This is a genomic window from Butyrivibrio hungatei (assembly GCF_001858005.1).
GTDB lineage: Bacteria > Bacillota > Clostridia > Lachnospirales > Lachnospiraceae > Butyrivibrio > Butyrivibrio hungatei.
The window spans coordinates 1,175,179-1,194,600 of sequence record NZ_CP017831.1 but is presented as its reverse complement, the minus strand read 5'-3'; the positions used below and the strand labels follow the sequence as shown (position 1 = coordinate 1,194,600).

At 38.3% G+C, this 19,422-nt stretch carries 16 protein-coding genes and 1 pseudogene; 2 read left to right on the top strand and 15 right to left on the bottom strand.

Annotated elements, in window-relative coordinates; translation table 11 throughout:
* Positions 1-24: 24 nt before the first annotated feature.
* From bhn_RS05775 to bhn_RS05740, 7 genes are all read right to left on the bottom strand, one after another.
* Positions 25-246: a FeoA family protein gene (locus tag bhn_RS05775; protein WP_071175799.1), complete on the bottom strand. Its 222-nt coding sequence runs from the start codon at positions 244-246 to the stop codon at positions 25-27.
* A 30-nt stretch (positions 247-276) separates the two neighbouring features.
* Positions 277-489 carry a FeoA family protein gene (locus bhn_RS05770; protein WP_071175798.1) on the bottom strand — a complete coding sequence of 71 codons (213 nt, stop codon included), beginning with the start codon at positions 487-489 and terminating at the stop codon, positions 277-279.
* 1,004 nt (positions 490-1,493) lie between these two features.
* Positions 1,494-2,885, bottom strand: coding sequence for a PhoH family protein (locus bhn_RS05760; RefSeq protein WP_071175796.1), 1,392 nt, complete (start codon positions 2,883-2,885; stop codon positions 1,494-1,496).
* Positions 2,886-3,003: 118 nt separating this feature from the next.
* Entirely contained in the window at positions 3,004-3,582 is a 579-nt protein-coding gene (locus bhn_RS05755; RefSeq protein ID WP_071175795.1) for an anthranilate synthase component II, read from the bottom strand.
* 17 nt (positions 3,583-3,599) lie between these two features.
* A complete protein-coding gene (gene trpE / locus bhn_RS05750) occupies positions 3,600-5,090 on the bottom strand; it encodes an anthranilate synthase component I (protein ID WP_071175794.1) in 1,491 nt (496 codons plus the stop codon).
* Between the two features lie 376 nt (positions 5,091-5,466).
* Positions 5,467-7,206, bottom strand: coding sequence for a DUF6709 family protein (locus tag bhn_RS05745; protein ID WP_071175793.1), 1,740 nt, complete (start codon positions 7,204-7,206; stop codon positions 5,467-5,469).
* A gap of 800 nt (positions 7,207-8,006) precedes the next feature.
* Positions 8,007-8,297 carry a hypothetical protein gene (locus tag bhn_RS05740; protein WP_071175792.1) on the bottom strand — a complete coding sequence of 97 codons (291 nt, stop codon included), beginning with the start codon at positions 8,295-8,297 and terminating at the stop codon, positions 8,007-8,009.
* Positions 8,298-8,692: 395 nt separating this feature from the next.
* On the opposite strand from bhn_RS05740, the pseudogene bhn_RS15410 reads away from it, so the two are divergent.
* Positions 8,693-8,863 (top strand): annotated as a pseudogene (locus bhn_RS15410) (HU family DNA-binding protein); the annotation flags it as partial.
* Positions 8,864-8,922: 59 nt separating this feature from the next.
* Here bhn_RS15410 and bhn_RS05735 read toward each other — a convergent pair.
* The 5 genes from bhn_RS05735 to bhn_RS05715 all read right to left on the bottom strand — a co-directional run bounded on the left by bhn_RS05735 (position 8,923) and on the right by bhn_RS05715 (position 12,880).
* Positions 8,923-9,567: a PD-(D/E)XK nuclease family transposase gene (locus bhn_RS05735; protein WP_071175791.1), complete on the bottom strand. Its 645-nt coding sequence runs from the start codon at positions 9,565-9,567 to the stop codon at positions 8,923-8,925.
* A gap of 135 nt (positions 9,568-9,702) precedes the next feature.
* On the bottom strand, positions 9,703-10,272 hold the full coding sequence (locus bhn_RS05730; RefSeq protein WP_083385765.1) for a hypothetical protein: 570 nt from the start codon (positions 10,270-10,272) through the stop codon (positions 9,703-9,705).
* Positions 10,269-10,460, bottom strand: coding sequence for a hypothetical protein (locus tag bhn_RS05725; RefSeq protein ID WP_071175790.1), 192 nt, complete (start codon positions 10,458-10,460; stop codon positions 10,269-10,271). The genes bhn_RS05730 and bhn_RS05725 overlap by 4 nt, the downstream gene beginning before the upstream one ends.
* Positions 10,461-11,640: 1,180 nt before the next feature.
* Positions 11,641-12,489, bottom strand: a complete 849-nt coding sequence (locus bhn_RS05720) for a hypothetical protein (protein WP_071175789.1) — start codon at positions 12,487-12,489, stop codon at positions 11,641-11,643.
* 178 nt (positions 12,490-12,667) lie between these two features.
* Positions 12,668-12,880, bottom strand: a complete 213-nt coding sequence (locus tag bhn_RS05715) for a CRISPR-associated endonuclease Cas2 (protein ID WP_071175788.1) — start codon at positions 12,878-12,880, stop codon at positions 12,668-12,670.
* Between the two features lie 177 nt (positions 12,881-13,057).
* Here bhn_RS05715 and bhn_RS05710 point away from each other — a divergent pair, with 177 nt between their 5' ends.
* A complete protein-coding gene (locus tag bhn_RS05710; RefSeq protein WP_071175787.1) occupies positions 13,058-13,561 on the top strand; it encodes a hypothetical protein in 504 nt (167 codons plus the stop codon).
* Between the two features lie 41 nt (positions 13,562-13,602).
* Here the strand turns inward: bhn_RS05710 and bhn_RS05705 are convergent, their stop codons facing one another.
* The 3 genes from bhn_RS05705 to bhn_RS05695 are packed head-to-tail and all read right to left on the bottom strand — an operon-like array spanning position 13,603 to position 19,209.
* Positions 13,603-14,367, bottom strand: a complete 765-nt coding sequence (locus bhn_RS05705) for a PHP domain-containing protein (RefSeq protein ID WP_071175786.1) — start codon at positions 14,365-14,367, stop codon at positions 13,603-13,605.
* Between the two features lie 34 nt (positions 14,368-14,401).
* Positions 14,402-16,045, bottom strand: coding sequence for a SulP family inorganic anion transporter (locus bhn_RS05700; RefSeq protein ID WP_071175785.1), 1,644 nt, complete (start codon positions 16,043-16,045; stop codon positions 14,402-14,404).
* A gap of 26 nt (positions 16,046-16,071) precedes the next feature.
* Positions 16,072-19,209, bottom strand: coding sequence for a toll/interleukin-1 receptor domain-containing protein (locus bhn_RS05695; protein WP_071175784.1), 3,138 nt, complete (start codon positions 19,207-19,209; stop codon positions 16,072-16,074).
* Positions 19,210-19,422 lie beyond the last annotated feature (213 nt).

Here is a 19,422-nt window from a genome sequence, read left to right as displayed (position 1 = left end):
ACGCTTACATGCGTGCAAAAAATCTTACTCAACCTCAACAAACTCAGCATCAGCTTTACGAACAGACAGCTCATAGCCGCGTACAGTAAGCTCGATAGGATCTCCAAGTGGTGCAACCTTTCTCACATAAACTTCTGCACCCTTAGTAAGACCCATATCCATGATACGGCGTCTTGTAGGTCCTTCCCCATGCAGCTTAACAACTGTAGCTGTTTTTCCAATTTCAACATCTTTTAATGTTTTCATTGAATCTCAATTCTCCCTTCAAATATGTATTTAGATAAAAATGCGGTTTGCAAGGCTCTTATCAAGAGCTATACGACTGTCTTTAACATTAACAATCATATTTCCACCATTCTTATTCACAACATTAACCTTTTCCCCAGCAACAAATCCAAGGACAGCAAGATGCTGCTTGATCTCATCTGTACCTGTAATCTTTTTGATAGTGACCAGTTGTCCAATATCAGCCATTGTTATAGGCATCATATTCACCCCTTTTCATATTCATAAGTTAGTCCCAGCTAACCTGCACGCGTTAGTAATCGCTAACTATATTCCGTAGTTAGATATAACTAACATTCGTAAAAACCACCTTTAAATCTATATTTGTTTGTTACCCTTTGCTAACTCATGTATAGAATATTCTTTTTGATAATAAATGTCAATTACATTTTTCTTAATATTTACAAAATAATGAGCCCTAGGGACGGAGGTTGTGGCTCACTTTTTTGGTATGGCATGGAGCATGCTGTTTTGGGATGGACGACCACAGGCCAGCCGTAGCTACCCTGCAGTGTATTATTTTCGAATCTCTGAGAATTTTGCTTAGTTCATGAGCTTTTATTTTCCTTTTGAAATTCTGTTTTTGAAACACTGTCTGAGTCTTTGATGCCATTTTTGCTATAAAGTTTTGTTTTGCCCTCATCAAAAAAAGAAACTTTTCTATATGCTCATGCAGCTTTTGCTTTAATGCGCATGCTCTTGCTACAGACTTGCAGGGCGGAATTTATAATAAGTGGTCATTGGAGCTACGCTCCCATAACAGGAAAAGAGGTGATCTCGCAAGCTAGCTTGCAGAGTCACCTCTTATTCCTGTTTGCAAAGCCCGCTAAAGCGGGCGTGACCACTTATTATAAATTCTTAACGCCCTGCTTCAAACAACGCAAACCGCATGCGCGTCAAAAGCTGCTTATGAGCATAAGAAAATGTCATTTTTTGAAAATCGTTCAAATCCAAAACTTTACAGCCAAAAATGTGCCTCAAAGACGAGTTTGTTTCAAAGAATTTCAAAAGAAAAATAAATGCCATGAACTACAAAATTCGAAGGATGAGAAAAAATACACTGCAGGGTAGCTACAGCTGGTCTGTGGTCGCCCCCAACAGCATGCTTCCTGCCATACCAAAAAAATGAGCCACTAACCCCGTCCCCATGGCTCAAAAATGGCTTACGCATTTTTCTGCGTAAGCCATTTAATAATCTACATATTAGATTAGAAGTATTTTTTATCCTTCATCCTCTCGATAGCATCCATAGCAAGTCTGCTTCTCTCACACTCTGCAGCTGAAAGAGATATCTGCCATGCGAGCGGGCTGCCTTTCATATGCTCAGCGGCATAGGAAAGACCATTAGTCCTTTCGTCAAGAAATGGTCTGTCTATCTGATTTGGATCACCAAGAAGGATAATCTTGGTATCCTTACCTGCTCTTGTAATGATACCCTTAGCCTGAGTAGGTGTCATGTTCTGAGCTTCATCAATTATGAGATAGGTTTTAAGGATTGACCTTCCTCGAATGAAGTTCAATGCTTCACACTGAACAATTCCTCTCTCAAAGACTTCGTCAGTCTTGTCCTGAAGCTCTTTTTCATCCTTGTAGCGCTCTTCTTCATTGGAATCTATGAGTTGCTCAAGGTTATCGATTATAGGCCTCATAAGAGGAGATATCTTTTCCTGTTCATCACCAGGAAGAAATCCGATGTCATCATCAAACTGGGAATTTGGTCTGCAGACTAGGATCCTTCTGTACTCTCCTGTAGGTCTGTTGATCATCTTCTCAAGACCAACTGCCAGAGAGTAGAACGTCTTGGCTGTACCTGCCATTCCCTTTACGATTACAAGCGGTGCCACATCAGCTGGCTGCATGAGTGCTTCCTGAAGGAAGTACTGACCTGCATTTCTAGGCTTAACGCCATAAGGCTGGCTTTTTTCAAACTCCAGTTTCTTGATAAAGCCTTTGCAGACGCGCCCCATCTGAGTCTTGTTGGTGGACTGATCCGCTCTTACTACCACAAATTCATTTTCATAAAGCTCAGGTGCATACTGATTGCCGTTCTCATCACAGCAATACACCTTATCCACAGGAATTCCCTTTTTCTTGAAATCCTTAAAGACATCTTCAGGTGCGAAGACATCAATACGTCCACTGTACTGCTCACCGTGGTCTGCCACCTGTTCTGTGGTGAAATCTTCTGATCTGATATTAAGGAGCTGTGCCTTAATCCTCATCAGAATGTCCTTGGTAACAAGAATTACCTGTTCCTTGGACTTGTCACTAAGTCCCTTACACACTTTCAGGATACGATTGTCAGACTTATAGTCTGCCATATCCTTTGGAAGCTCCACATCCTTAAAGTTCTTTTCTACTCTAAGAAGTCCTCCATTGTCGAGCTTCACACCTGCAACCAGATCGCCTGCTCCCCTTAGTTGATCGAGGATTCTGATCGCCTCACGTACATTTGCTCCTCTCTCGCCCTCATCTCTCTTGTGGGCGTCCAACTCTTCCAAGACTACCAGCGGAAGAACGACCTCGTTATCATCAAAGCACTTCAAGGCGTGTGGTGCCTGAATCAAAACGTTGGTGTCCAGTACGTAGATCTTCTTCATGCGTAGGTCCCCCTCTATTTGTATGACTTGTTATCTTATTATACCACATATTGTGGTACGACAATCAAAAATATTCAGTTTACCATTATCATTCACAGCTTCTCTTCCAGTACAAACTTTAATCTGTTTTAGTTTTTAACACAAAGTTTTTTAACATTGAAAGACCATCAGGCGTCATTATTGATTCAGGATGAAACTGAAGTCCGTATATAGGATAATCCTTGTGTTCTACCGCCATGATCTCACCATCATCGGCAGTAGCTGTGACTTTGAGGCACTCTGGAAGAGTCTCTGGTAAAAGAGCCAGTGAATGATATCTTGCAACCTTTGCTCTCTTTGGAAGGTCCTTAAACATAACAGATTCTGTATCAAGCTCTGCCTCAGACTGTTTGCCATGCATAAGCTCTTTTGCATGATCAACTGTCCCTCCAAAGGCTTCGCAGATAGCCTGATGTCCAAGGCAAACTCCAAGGATTGGTATTTCTTTTCCCAGCTCTTTTACTATATCCTCACAGATGCCCGCTTCAGAAGGCTTGCCTGGTCCTGGTGAAAGAACTATGGCACTTGGATCCATATCTCTTATCTCATCTACCGTATAAGCGTCGTTACGGACTGCCTTTATATCTGGAGTTATGGTTCCGATCAGCTGAAAAAGGTTGTATGTAAAACTATCGTAGTTATCAATTATCAAGATCATAGTCGCTTTCCCTTTCTTTAATCGCTACATTCGCAGGCATCTTTGATTGCATTGACTACTGCCTTTGCCTTGTTTACGCACTCTGTAAACTCTTTTTCCGGAACAGAATCTGCTACGATCCCTGCTCCGCTCCTTACAAAGACCTTGCCGTTTTTCTTGTAGGCAAGCCTGATGGCAATGCAGGTATCAAGGTTTCCTGTAAAGTCGACGTAACCAATGGCTCCGCCGTAGATTCCACGCTTAATACCCTCAAGTTCATCTATGATCTCGCAGGCTCTTATTTTAGGAGCTCCTGAAAGAGTTCCTGCCGGAAGCACGCTGTCTATTGCATCAATTGCAGTAAACTTATCTGAAAGCCTGCCCTTAACAGATGATCCAATATGCATGACATGTGAGTATCTCTCAATTTCCATGTACTTTTCCACTTCAACAGTTCCAAACTCACTAAGCTTTCCAATATCATTTCTTCCCAGATCCACCAGCATGTTGTGTTCAGCTCTTTCTTTTTCGTCTGCAAGAAGCTCTTTTTCCAAGGCCTGGTCCTCTTCAAAGGTTGCTCCCCTTGGCCTTGTACCTGCAAGCGGGAACGTTCTGATAACGCCGTCTTCTACTTTAACCAGAGTCTCTGGTGAAGCTCCTACAATCTCAGTATCACCAGAAAAATAGAACATGTAAGGAGAAGGGTTTGTGGTCCTTAATATCCTATAGGTATCAAAAAGGCTTCCCTCAAAATCAGCCTCCATGGGATTTGATAAAACAAGCTGGAAAATATCACCTTCTATGATGTGCTCCTTTACCTTCTCCACCTTCTGACAATACTCTTCCTTTGAAAAGACATGCTTGATTTCTGAAAGAAGCTTTCCTTTTTCAACATCTTTCATCTCTCCATGTAAAATAAGATCCTGCATTTCATCCAGCTTTTTAACTGCTCTGTCATAGGCTTCTTCAAATTCACAATTATCTGCTGATGGAACCTTCACATTGGCTATCAAAAGGATCTTTTGCTTAAAGTTGTCAAAACAGATAAGGCTATCAAAGAGCATCAGATCAAGATCATTATAGTCATAGTCATTTTGCGCCTTGAAATGAAGGGATTTCTCTGCATACTGCATGTAGTCGTAAGAAAAATAACCCACAAGACCGCCTGTAAATGTAGGAGAATCCTTAAGCTTTGGAGCTTTGTTTTCTTCAACCAGCTTCCTGATATAGGAGCTTGGACTATCTGTATCCATGGAGGTCTGTACTCCATTTTCATCAGTTACCAATAGCTTTTTTCCCTTACATGAAATCTCTAATGTGGGATTGTAGCCAAGAAATGAATATCTGCCCCATTGTCTTGAATCCTCAACACTTTCAAGCAAAAACACATGGTCACTTACGTTCTTTAACTTCCTTAGGACCTGCACAGGCGTTGCCACATCAGACAAGATCTCTCTGATGACTGGGATCAGTCTGTATTTGCCGCCTTCAGCTATTTTCTTTACTTCCTCTAATGATGTCTGGATCATACATGCCTCCTTTTTTGACAATACAAAAAGCCCTCAGTAAAACTAATTGTTTTACTGAGGGCGAGTAATTAAAGTATACCCGTGGTGCCACCTCTATTTGTGTCATACACACGCTCTTAAGGATACCAACATATCCCCGGCTGGTAACGGCAGCCATACCGTCATAGGCTACTGGGTAAAAAACCTTTCGCTATGCCCTCAACGGACCATTTGCAAATCAGCGTTCTGCCCGGCTCGCACCTACCCGGACTCTCTGTGAGTGCCCTTTTCGCATCTTCCCGTCTCATCGGTTTTCAAAAGTTTTTAATTTAGAAAAATTATACTAACGGCGCGAACGTACTGTCAATTACTTTTTTGTGATAAAGCAAAAAAGTAATCACATTCCTAGCTTTTGCTTGTTCTCATCGTTATATCCAAACAATGCTTGTGGACACTTTGAAAGAAGATGGTTTATGACTCCATTTATGATCTGAACATCCTTTTCACTTGTTGGAAGGCTTAAGATATTGCAGGTTCCAATCTGTGGTCCATAAACCGCAATTCCATAATTAGTCACAGTTCCGTTCATGGATCTGTTTGATGGATATATCCATTTAATGTCGCTGTACTTGGTAAATAATACCAGACTCTCTTTGTCAGTTGAGTCTCTATAGATTGATGATGAATGAAGATGTACAAGATAGTTTTCAGTAAAAATAAGGTTCTGAGGATATCTTGTTACATTTGCGCTCTCAAGCTCTTTTTCCATCTGCTCATAATCCATATCGCTCAAATGTCTCATGCTAGTGACCATATATCTATATTTAGAAAGGGCACTAAATCCAAAGATAAATGAACATATGATAAATATCGCAGCGCCTATCATGAAGTTCTTTATCTTCTCAATAGGAACGCCAACGCCAGCGTAATCCTCTTCTACGTTAAGAGCGTACTTTCCAAGAAGCTGATCATATTCGCTATATTGATGCTCTTTTCCAGTAATCTCATTTACATACTCTAAAGCCTTATTCTTGGCTCCATCTGATGGTTCCTGCAGAAAGCCATAGAGAGTATATTTTCCATTTTCATCTATTTCATGGCGAATCTTGTTGAAGTCATTGCTATCTATGATTGCCACAAAATAAAATCCATTGTAATCAAGAATGTAGTATGTCTCATCATTTTCAGAAAAGATAAGTGATGGCACCTTTGTAAGAGTGATCTGGGCTGTCTCATTCTCTTTTGCCTGGTTAACTTTATTAGAATCAGCAAGATCATATTGTGCCTGTCTATCTTCTGCTGCAGTTGCTTTATTAGCATGGGCTGTGTAAGCGTAGAGACAACCTGGTATTAACAGCAAAAGTATTCCTGGTGTAAACCAAAGGATCATCGCTCTTTTTAATTTCTTATAACTTGCCTTGATCTCCGGATTTTTAATTCTTTCCTTTGCATGCTTGTAAGATACAAGGTCCATCTTTTCATGTAAAAGAGCTGTGCCTGAAATCTTTCCTTTGTTTGGTAAAACTGCCGCTACGATAAAGAAAATAAGCATGGCAATTCCAATTACTCCAAAAACGCCAAATACAATAGAATCATGCTTGATGATCCTGCCCTCAGAATAATCAAAAAGAATATCTCTTATAACATAGTTCTCATCAGTGATTCCGATCTCATCGAGAGTCTGTCTGTACATAGTATGAAGATTACCGCCAAAGCTTGTAACCTTTACTGTTCCAGAGAACTTATCCTTTGAAAGAGTATCTGACTCGTAGTTTAGATATGCCCATGTCTCATCTACGATTCTATCAAGTTCAGTAATGTCTGCTTTTCTGTTAACCTCGACAGCTGCAATAGAATCATCATTTAACCACACAAGATAATAGGCTTTATCAACGTCTCCATCTTTGGTCTCAGTGGCAAAGCATCCAAAGGAAGCATCTATATCAAGTTCATAATAGTTATTTATTGACTCATCAACACTTCTCTCAGCAAGAACCGTATCATAGTTTTCAAAGCTGTCATTATAGGCATTAACAATATTCCCCCACATTGAAATGTAGTACCATGCTCCAAGGACTATAAATACTCCTGCCAGTAAAAAGCACCATATAAAACCTTTCTTTTCCCCGTTATTCATCTCCAAACTCCTTCCAAAATAATGCCTTTATATAGTACTAGTTTATTACTATATTAATCAACAAAAACTCATGGATTCTCTCGATTAACCGTTTGTATTTTACTAAATCAGTAAGATGAAGCACTGAGTTAAACAAGGGTAGAAACTTGACGTTCGCATTTACTCAGACCAAATATCTCCATTTTTTTGAGATATTTGGTCTGAGATATGTATTTTTTGCTCTTTCAGACCAATTATCTCAAATTTTTGACATATTTCCCCAAAGGCACCTTTTGAATTCCCCCACAAAGAAGGCTCTTTTTTCACTTGCTATGTTGAACAAGGCAAGAAATATGACCTCCGTATTTGGACATGCTTATATTATGATGAAATAACATATATAATAAAGCAGAAATGGACTGAATATGAGTAACGATATTCATTTGAGAATTTGTAGTTAATAAAGATATAAAAATAGAAGCAAAAGCATTAAAAAGAAGAAGCACAGCAATCAGTTATTCCAGAATCCGACCAGAATATACTAAAGCTTCGGCCTACATCAGCTTTCTGTGGCAAAAAACAACAGGAAGAATATGAATAGATGTAATCAATGATAGTTTTGAATGAGGGTCATAAAATTGGTCCCCGTGTTTGATAAGGAGAATCAAATGAATAATAATTCTTCTTGTGCTGATGTAAAATCTTAGCTCCGAATGATTCACATAGATATCATTATCTAACATTGTAATTGCTCCCAAAAACAGAATAATTAAAATTAGGCCATGAACTAACTTTAATTAGTTCATGGCCTAAGTAATATATCACACCAAACAAGAAAGAACCAAATCATCTTTTCGTTCACTATCGGGATCGCAGTTTTCTGCTTCAAACCATAACGAGTCATATTCTGAATCAATAAGTTCCAAAATCTCCCTAAAATCTTCTTTTACAAAGCCACTATTATATACTAGATGAACTTCAGGAAGCTGAATTCCACAATATTTGCCGTCATCCGAAACATGAACAACAATGCTTTTTGTTCCATCCTCTTTTTCAATCACCGGGGAAGTCCACATATTTATTAGCGCTTCTATTGTTTCTTTTTTTTTCATATTTTATTTTTTCCTTTCTTTTTTATATTTTCAATATATTAATAAGTGTCGAGTTATAGCAATACATTTTTTTAAATTTTTTATTTAGGACTGAAAAATACCACCGTATTTGACGTATGTCCCGGCTTTAGCTTTTATTATTTATAAGGTGTATTCTAATTTCACCCATAGCATTTCCTCTTTTTTGTAAGAAAAAAGAGCTGTGCTATTCTAATGATATGTACCCTCTTTACTGGACAAACCAGTAAGGAGTTTAATCTAAGCGTCATAGAAACATCAAGTCCTTTTTTGCATCCAGTTATAGCATTCTTTTTCTCCAAATTGAACGGCACTTTGCGCCTTTTTAAACGTATCTTCTGTTGAACGAGGGGCAAAAAATTGACCCTCGTATTTGAAAGAAAGGCAAAGTTCAGCTTATTGGTTTTGGAACATTTGAAACAGCTAAAAGAGCCGCTAGAACAGGTAAAAATCCTCAGACAGGTTCATCTATTAAGATCACAGCTGCTACAGTTCCTAAATTTAAGGCTGGTAAGGTCCTTAAAGATGTCGTAAACGGTAAACATTAATTTGGAAAAACTAACAAAAAAGCGCTCACCATCGTGAGCGCTCCTTCGTTATAGTGACTTTAGTCCTCGTTGAAATCCTCAACAAGTCTTATAGCTTCATCTTCACTGAGATAATTATATGTGGAAAGCAAATGTTCCACGATTTTCTCGTTCGTCACACCAAAACTCTTTGCTGTTTGTATTGATGCTTGAACAGCTGCTTCATTTCTCATTACTTCCATTGTCTTACACATAGCCTCCACTCCTTTCTCAGTTTCTTTGAAGTATCTGACGCGTTCCGCAAGTTCTTTGTAGAACATATCCTTCGCTTCTGTACAGTTAAAATCATGTACCAGTTTTCCTAGCGGGGTATCAGCACGATAGGCTCCATTCACGTAAATGATATGTTCTCCATCATTGAAAAGTTTTCCTGTTTCCTGGATAACTCTTTCTACATGATATATCGGCAGATTGCCACCTAGAATATCATTTTCTGTAAAGAAAATAACAAAATTTTCTTTTAGATCAGTGTAGGTTTGCTTTTTCTTGAGCTGGTTTGCATCAATGATACTACTGTTGAATCTTGCTCTTTCAGCCACAGCACCCTTGTCAGCTCGCTGTATTTCCACATCAAAAATTCGTCCATTTTCGTCAATGGCATTGATATCAAGGGCTTCTGTTGCGTTAGACAATAAAGGATTGTTACCTGAAACGGCTATAGACAATGTAGGTATCTATATAGAGAACAGTATAGTGAGGAAAGATGACCGAAATATACGTCTATATGAGTATTTGGTAAAAATACGAGAAATAAAAAGAGATTCTGTCAACTGACAGAATCTCTTTTGCTTTAGAATACATTAAAGTGTCTGATACATGAAAGTACAGCCCTCGTCATATCTTGGGCGAATTAATAGGTGAGTATTGCGTTCTTGCAACTTATTTAAACGTGCAAAACCATATGTTTCATATCGTTTAATCAGTGCTTGATAAGGCAAGGCAAAAATATAGATAAATTTTATACCTATTATTTCTTGAGCTTGTCTTGCAATCGGTAGAATACAATACTCAAACATTGCAGCACCTAAACCTTTTCTGTTTTCGTGATTCTGTATATAAGATGAGTTAACAGCAAAGTTTGCTAACTCAACACCAGGAACAGAATCAAACTCTTTTGAGAAAAGATTGCGTTTTGCATGTACTGCGACAAATCCAGCTTTAAGTGCAAAATAGCCAGCAATTTCTTGTGTTTCCTTATCAATAACAAGGTAAACTCTTGCATTATGCTCCTCTTCATCATAAATAGCTTGAGAGTCTAAGTAATTGGCTAAATTTCCACCATCTTTTCGCACGGTAAACTCGTGGAGTTTATCAATATCGTTTTTACATAAATGCCTACATTCGTACAGATCATAAAAATTTGGATTCATGCTTTTTTCTCAGCCATACGAGCCTTTAAATATTCATCTGCCTCTTTTTTTAGCGCAGAATGATCAGGTCTTGGTGTGTTGCGAATTGTCTCCAAAATACTCTCGCCAATTTTGCCTCGTAATGCACCCATGTTTGGTTTGTAGAAATGAACTTCTTGTGCTTTTGCCATCTGTATCACCTCACTCATCTGGCTTTCCTCCTTCCCTAAATTGAATTATATATCAAAATAGGGGAGGTCAACCTCGCCCTACTTGATAACTAATAGTTATTCTTCAGGCGATTAACCTGTATTCTATTTCCTCCATTTCATCTCATTCAAATCATTTTTAAGTATGTAATAATTAGAACTCGATAAAAACGGAACAGTTCTTTTCTTAGCGTCACTTTTTGCTCTGCAAAGATGAAACCTGTATTCTTCGCCCAGTACAGAATCGTCCATGAGTCATCCGCTGTCGATATTAAACGAAGTTGCTCACATAGTAATTGTGTAGCTGAAATATAACTCAAAATAATATATCTGTATTATAGCAGAGCTTCTTATTTTATCAATACCGTCCAAAGCTTACAAAAGCCATAGTAAGATATACATTTGTCTATCTTTCTACAGCTCCAACAATACCACTTTTTCAGTTATTAAATGAATAAATTTACTAAATACTTTATGCTATTATAGTAGCATAAACCCTATATTTTATCAATTAGTCAGCTATTTAGGATTCTATACCAAGTATTAGTTATAGATAGTAATGTCAGATTAAATGCAACAGAAGGTTCCCATCATAGTAAATCGAACACGGTGTTGCGTTTACATTGAAAAATTAGTTCTATAAATTTTTAAATCAAATCCCTTGCTATGCCTATGCATTATGTTGCATCATATCTTTATGTATTATGGTTAGAAAGGGTATGGTTAATTAGATTCAGATGAAGTTGAACGAGGGGCAAAAAATTGACCCTCGTATTTGTTTATGGCTTTTCAAAGGTTTTCGTTAGCAATAAATAATCTTCCATTTTTCTATCCAAATTCATTCCAATTTTCTAGCCAAAAACATTTATACATTCCAATTTTCTAGCTCAAATAAAATCAATTTATTTTTTTCTAACTAAATATTGTGTTTCTAAATGTTTTTCTGCACATTTTATAGTGCTTCCAAAAACTCCATAAAAATAGCGGTATTTCATGGCTTTTTACCATTTCCATACCGCCAAATTCCAATTTTCTAGCCAGTTATTCCAATTTTCTAGCTAAAAAGCTCCATTTTTCTTGCACTTTATTCCATTTTTCTAGGAAACTTCTTCCATTTTTCTAGCTTCTTGATATTCCGTTGAACGAGGGGCAAAAAATTGACCCTCGTATTTGTGGACTGTTAGTGTCTTCGCTTGTAAGCGATAATTCCCACAATAACACCAATCAAAGCCACAATACCTGCTCCGATAAGTATGTAGAGTAAGGTTGTGTTAGCAGGGATTTCTTCTTCCTGTAGGATTTCACCGCATTCGGTACACTTTATCACCTTTAAGCCTGTTTTGGTGAGTGTAGGTTTCTGAATGATCTCCCACCCACCTTCGGTGTGAGGAAGTTTATCGACTATCATTGTCTCAACCGCTTCACCACAGACGGTACAGTATCTAACGTTGCGTCCTTCTTCGGCGCAAGTAGGTTCTTTTTCTACTACCCAATCCCCTGCCTTGTGACCAAGTGCGGGGAGCACCGACTCTATTGTGTCACCACAGTTCTTGCAGACTTTGGTCTCTGTACCTGTTTCAGTGCAAGTGGGTTCTTTTGTTACTGACGACTCATAATCATGTGGCTTCATAGCAATTACTTCTGTGTAGCTATCACCACAAGAGCACTTGTAGGTTATTTCGCCCGCCTCAGTGCAAGAAGGCTCTTTAGTAACAGTAGCGGTGTAGGAATGAGTGTGTGTTTCTTGTTTTTGAGTTTCTTTAGTAGAGTTTAGGGTTTCAGTGTTGTTTGTATTATATTTTTCACCTAACGTGTTCATAGCGTTTTGCATTTGCTCGACAGCATTAGGAGCATCCATATCAACACCATACACCTCCAAGTAATATCTCTTTTTCTCATCGTGAGTAATGATCCCATTTCCGTCATAATCAGTAACAGCGTAGGTGTCTACACTATTCATTGCCATGATTGCTGTGCCTATAAATAATGTCGCAGACAAGACTATAATTATATTTCTATATTTTTTCATTTGTTATTTCCTTTCAAAAACTATATATCAAAAATATTAGTGTACTTATATCACACTATTATGTTGAACGAGGGGCAAAAAATTGACCCTCGTATTTGTAGTACATTCTGTAGTTTATAAAAATAAACACACAATATATCGATTCTAATCACTACAAGATTCCCATTCATGTTTAGCATTATAACATTATCAGACAGTTCTTTCCTACAATTTTCTCTTGATAATCATTTTCTCCAGATAACATTACTATTCCCGCATATTGCTTTTCAGTCAACCTCAGGGCCCGTACAGTTCCACTTCTTGGAGCATATTCTTCAAGTCTACGATAATGTTTTTCACTAGCTCTTCTTGTAGGTGTTATACGCATAAACACCTCTGGGGCTATGCGCATGTATCCCCTCCATGCTCTCAACAAGAAGTATCGTCAGAAGAGCAAGCTTCTCATATGGCTCTTGCATGAGCATTCTCTTATAGCTGTCGCTCAGACTTTGATAATCTTTGTTCAGTCTGTTAAAATATCCATTAGTTTATTTTTGATACAAAACGCTTATATTGGGAGGAAAAAAATATGTATACTGTCATGCGTTACAAAAAGTACGCACACGCACCAGCCTGCACATTTCTAAGCTGGATCGGAGGCTTTTTAGTGGCCATCGGAATTCCATGTACTATTCTTGGAATCTTCTATCTTTTCACTTCATCTTCAGCCGTAGACCAGACAGATTCTAAAATTATCACTGTCGCAGGTGTTATCGGATTAGCCTTAGGCTTTGGAATCAAAAAGCTTGCTGATTATCTCGCTACTGGCAAAGCCAAAAAGATCATCTTATCAAGAGGCCCTGTAAAAGATATCACCATCTCTCCTACACGAATCGATGGTCGTTGCCTTTACATCAGCTGCCCAAAGTGCGGTAATGAAGTAGAAGTTACTAACACATGTAAGGTTTGCGGCTCAGATATCTGGCATACAGATGTCTTATACAAAAAAGATATTGAGAACATCTGGAGCAGTCCAAATTACATCCAGATGTTAGAAAACAAGAACGAACAGTACAAACAGCAGAACGCATAATAAAAAGGCTAATGTGATCTTGATCACATTAGCCTTTCTTTTTATTTGATCATATGTCCACGATTATCGTACCAATGTCTGCCATCAGTAAGAACGTAATCTTCATGATTCTTTATCCTGTTCATATAATCTTCTATGGACCTAAGCGGTGTTCTAAATGCTGTACCTCCGCCAAATAGACTTGTACTGTGCTGGTCAGATCCTGCAGTTCCAGGAAGATTATTGTCGTTAGCAAGTTTAACAGCCTTCTCATTCCAAATGCTGTGATCTGCTGCCCCCTCTCTGTGAGGAAGGTGCCCAGCATTAAACATCTCTATGCCATCTGCGTACTGTTCAAAAGTAAGCACTTCATCAATATAATCAGCTTCTCTATATGGATGAGCGTTTATCACCATTCCGCCAACTGAGTGAATAAGTTCATACTGCTCAGGAATTCCAGCCTCTCGAAGTTCTGGATGTTTTTTCATCCAATCAATAGTAAATCCATAAATAAGGAAATCATGACCACAACCTTGTGTAGCCTCATATCCAAGAAATACCGGAAGTCCGATCCTATCGCCTTCCGCCTTGGCATTATGATATCCCATAAAGAACTTATCAAGCCACTCTTCCCAAGGAAGATTCCTATCTACCGCAGTATTACCTCCCCAGTTATGGTCAGTAACCATAACTCCAGCATATCCTGCTTCCTTATATGCTCTCACCATTTCTTCTGCCGGACACATACCGCACTTACTTCCCTCAGAAGTGTGCATGTGTGTCTCATACAAATATGGATAATCTGAAAGTAACTCAATCTTATTCATGTCTTTCCCTCGCTGTCATCCATATGATCTTAAATCAAATCTCAGCTGCTCTCTTCAATGCATCGTCGATGTGTGGCTGGAAGTTTTCACGGCCAACAAGGTCTACGAAACCATCTTTTTCCATGGTGTTCATAGGCTGCTCGTTTACATGAGAAAAAACAAGCTGAACATTGTTCTTTTTGCACTTCTCGTAGAGCTGCTCAAATGAGTGCATAGCTGTTGCATCGATAGCTGGTACACCACGCATACGGATTACAAGAGCTCTTGTGAATTCCTTGAAGCTGATCTCTGCAATCTGCTCTGCATCACCAAAGAACATAGGTCCACTGATCTCATAAACTCTTACATGCTTAGGAATATCCTTAAGTCCAGGTCCGTCTGGATCATCTTCTGGATCATAGTATTTCCAGCCGCGAACTCTTGACTCCTCGCTCATTCTCTTCATGAAGAGAAGGCAGGCAAGAACCATACCGATCTCGATAGCTACTACAAGATCAAATACGACTGTAAGGATAAATGTAGTTACAAGTACAATGATATCGCTCTTTGGTGCTGTCTTTACAAGATGAGTAAATACCTTATACTGGCACATGTTATATGCAACCATGAAAAGAATTGATGCAATAGTTGGCATTGGAATAAGTGCTGCAAAAGGCATAAGTACTACGAGCACAAGAACAAGGCAGATAGAGTGGATCATGCCTGCGACAGGAGTTCTACCACCATTCTTGATGTTAGCTGCTGTACGTGCAATAGCACCTGTTGCTGGAATACCACCAAACAAAGCTGAACCAATATTACCAACGCCCTGAGCTACAAGCTCCATATTTGATCTATGCTTGGAATCGATCATGCTGTCTGCTACTACGCAAGACAAAAGAGATTCAATTGCAGCAAGGATTGCAATTGTAAAGCCATCACCTGCTACAGACTGGATAGTCCTAAAATCAAATGCTGGAATATGAGGAGTAGGAAGTTTTCCACTTATCTCATAAAGATCACCAATTGTATTCACATTAAGTCCAAGGAATTTAACCATAAGTATTCCAACGATTACCGCAATAAGTGAACCAGGGATCTTCTGGTTGATCTTTGGCCATACGATCTGGATCGCAAGACAAACAAGTCCAACAACTAAAGCCCAGATATTAAGTGTTCCAATATTTGAAACAATAGCCTTAACCTTATCTACTGTCTCAATTGTTGTAGTTCCAGCCGGGTATGTGAGACCAAGGAAGTCTTTTACCTGGCCAATTGCAATAGTAACGGCAATACCTGCAGTAAAGCCGGTTGTAATTGTGTATGGGATGAACTTGATCAGTGAGCCAAGCTTGAACACGCCCATAAGTATCAGCAAAATGCCGGCAAATATAGTTGCAAGTGCAAGTCCTTCCATGCCCTTTGTAGCAACGATTCCTGCAACTATAGTTGCAAAAGCTGCTGTAGGACCTGCAATCTGTACTCTACTACCACCAAGGAAAGAGATGATAAATCCAGCAACAATTGCTGTGTAAAGACCTTCCTGTGGGCCAACGCCAGAAGCAAGGGCAAGGGCAATTGAAAGAGGCAGTGCAATGATCGCTACAATGATACCTGAGATCAGGTCAGTAACAAACTGCTTGCCTGTGTACCCTTTAAGTACAGTAAATAACATCGGTTTCAATCTTTCATTTTCCATAATTTCCTCCACATAAAGCTTTTATATTAACCTATTCCATAGGTAGCTTTAAAATCCTCAGACATCTCAATACCATCAAGCATCTTACGTCCTCTCTCAATGAGCTCTTCAAGAGTATATCGCTTGAAATAGCCAAGATGCATCTCTCTATCTTCATCATTTGAGTATACAACAAAACTATCAGATCCTGCATGATAACCGATACTATATGGAATAGATCTGATTTTGATCCATTCAGTTGTATCAATTATGTCGGTCATATTTCTTGTAGTCACATATAAAGAGTTGTTTGCAGAATCAACATACCAGCTTGCTTTGTGCTTATCGTCAGAATAAATCGTTACTTCGTAGATCTTGTTATATCCAACATAACTACCATCTACATAGCTATATCTGTTAAGTTTGCCATCGGTAAAAGCTATTAAAAGATAAGCATCTTCTATGTTTCCAGTAGGGTTATAAACGTAAGGGTCAAAGAATTTAACTTTTATTCCATCTATCACAAAAATGGTATTACCATCAAAATCTCTGACAAGTACTGTATCTTCATCTGAAGTAATAACTCTTTGGTTCTTGGAATCAATTACTATTCCGTCAGTTCCATCCCAGTTATCAGGTAAAGCTACTTCTCTAGCTTCCTTTGTTTCAAGATTTATCAGATAATCCTTAGTTCCTCCCACATATACATAGCCGCTTTCAGCATCATATCTAATGAGATTCTTTGAACTGAATCCTTTGCTTCCCTCCTCAACAAAAGGATATTCTCCAGTGACATCACTTTGAGCAATGTCATATATATAGATTGTTTCTCCTGCACTTATATAATAAACCGCAAGCTTTCCATCTGAATAAGATACAAGTGGCTCAGAATAAGAGCTACCATCACTAATTAAAGTATTTCCAGTTACTTCACCAGTAATTACATTAACTGTATAAACATTATAATTGTGATCGATCCAGCTGCTAACATAAGCCTGATCACCTTTCAGGCCTAAAATATTTATATTATAGTACTGCGATTCATCCTTATTTACTTCAATTTCATTTATAAGCTTTTTATTATTTGGATCATATACCCTAAGATAGATTCCATTTTCTTTTACCAAACTTAGGATCTTGTCATCATATAAATAATCCTGATGCGATCCAGATGTAACAGGCGCATCCTCATACATCTGCCAGTTATCATCACGCACATCTGATTCATAATAGATTATCTCGTTGCTGCTATACTGATTCAGATAAACTCCCCTGTTGAACACAGCTTTTTTGATATCATCTGCAAAATAGTACATTACCTGTACTACATCATTGCCTTGCGTATCATTTACATCTGTCATTCCACCATTAGCTGTAATACCAAAAGGATAAGTATCAGAACTTCTCATACAAACAAATGGCTCGTTAACATTGTGTGAAAAGAGTACTTCACCAGTATCAATATCCATGATATTGCAGACATTCCCTTCATAGTAAGCAACACCATGACAATACGGAACCTTAACAAAACCATCATCGATCACTAGATCAGAATACTCAAATTCATTTTTCCAAAGAAGTGTCATTTCTTTAGGATCAATGCAATACAAAATAGTGTGATTTATAGCATAAGTACGCATATTCAGATAACTTGAATTGGTGACCGAATCATCATATGTATCACAAGAAACGCATAAATGCTCATCATCTACCCAGTAGAGATTATCAAGATAATCGTCATCGTCAAAGGTATCAATTTCTGTCATATCAAATACTGAGAATTCCTCATTTACATAGTCCCATATAACAATAACCCCTTTATCATCTTCACCAATCTTAGAAAGAAACGCAATTCTATCCTTTGATGGTGATATGACCGCTCCTGTAAGTCCAGCAGTTTCTTGCTTTTCATTATCTACAAGAAGCTCATATGTTTTTTCAACCTGACCATTTGCAGTAGAAAGCTTATAAATTACATTTTTAAGATCCTGAATCATAAAGTATTCATCATCAATAGCAACAATCCTGCTTGTGATAATATCTTCACTTAGATCATCAACATACCAAAGTTCTTCTCCAGTCTTAGAATTGATGCATCTAAGATAATGTGATCCTCTTACGAGAAGCTTATTGTCAGCAATATACTCTATATCGCTAACCTCTGTTTCAAAATCATTGGATGCATAATCATAAACAAGCTCGTGATTATCCTTGTTCCATACCTTAACATTGTTTCTAAAATCTAGAGCAGCAAGCGAAGTGGAATCAGGATCTACAACAAACTTATCCACAGTATCAGGCATTTTGTACACCCAACCTGAAAGGATATTTGACCCTGTCCTTGTAAGATAGGCAACTGATGCATCACAAAGAGCACTTACAGCCTCAGGAATAACCGGTCTATCAGGATATTCTTCACTTGGAAGAGCCGCAAGAGCAAGCTGCAGAGCAGGAATCCTCTGTTCATCGTCTAAAAGAGATGCTGACTCCTTAGCAAGATATCTGGACTGATTGATAAGTGCCTGTCTGTAGTTCTCATTTATCCTCTGATTGCTATATAACATATATCCGCCAAAGCCAAGAGAAAGCATCATAACAGCTGCTGCAGCCGCAGTCAGTCTCTTCATCTTGTACTGACGCTGTCTGTCCATAAGCTCGTTGTAATTACAACCAATCATGGCAGAAACAAGCCTTGGAACCTCAGTAGACTTAACCTCTTTTCTGCTAAGTCTGTAGTCACAGGCAAGAGGCTCTACATCCTCCACAACAGTCTCTTCATGCCCGTCAGCTGTTGTTCTTACAACTTCCCTTGTCTGCAATACCTTTGGCATTACATCATGGGGCTCACCATCTGCAATTACAGTAAATATCTGATCTCTCGTATGATTTCTTAAAAAGATATCTATCTCCCTCTCAACCCATGTTGAAAGATGTGTATTAGTCGAACACAAAACGATCAGATACTCTGAATTAGCCAGTGCCTCCTCAATAGTACTACTAAGATCACTAGTGATGGGGAGCTCATCCGTATCTCTAAAGATTCTCTCAATCTTCTTATATCCCGTTTTCTTCTGTAATTTCTTCGGAATATGATAGCGCTCTAAATCCTTTTCAATAAGCGCTGCCACCTTATTATCCAGGTCCGCATGCTTATACGAAATAAACGCGTTATAATGTGTACTCATTCCTAGCTCTTACCTTTACTAATTGTTTCTTATTATTAATAATTTTCCCCAAACGTTTTATAGTATATCACATACTTTCTTTATAATGGACTTAATTTGAGTACTATTTATTCTATTTTTCCCGCAAATAAATACACCACTTTTAATCTAAATTTATTAGTTATTCTTACCTTCATTTTTCTCAATTACTAAGTATCGTATTCCTACACGAAC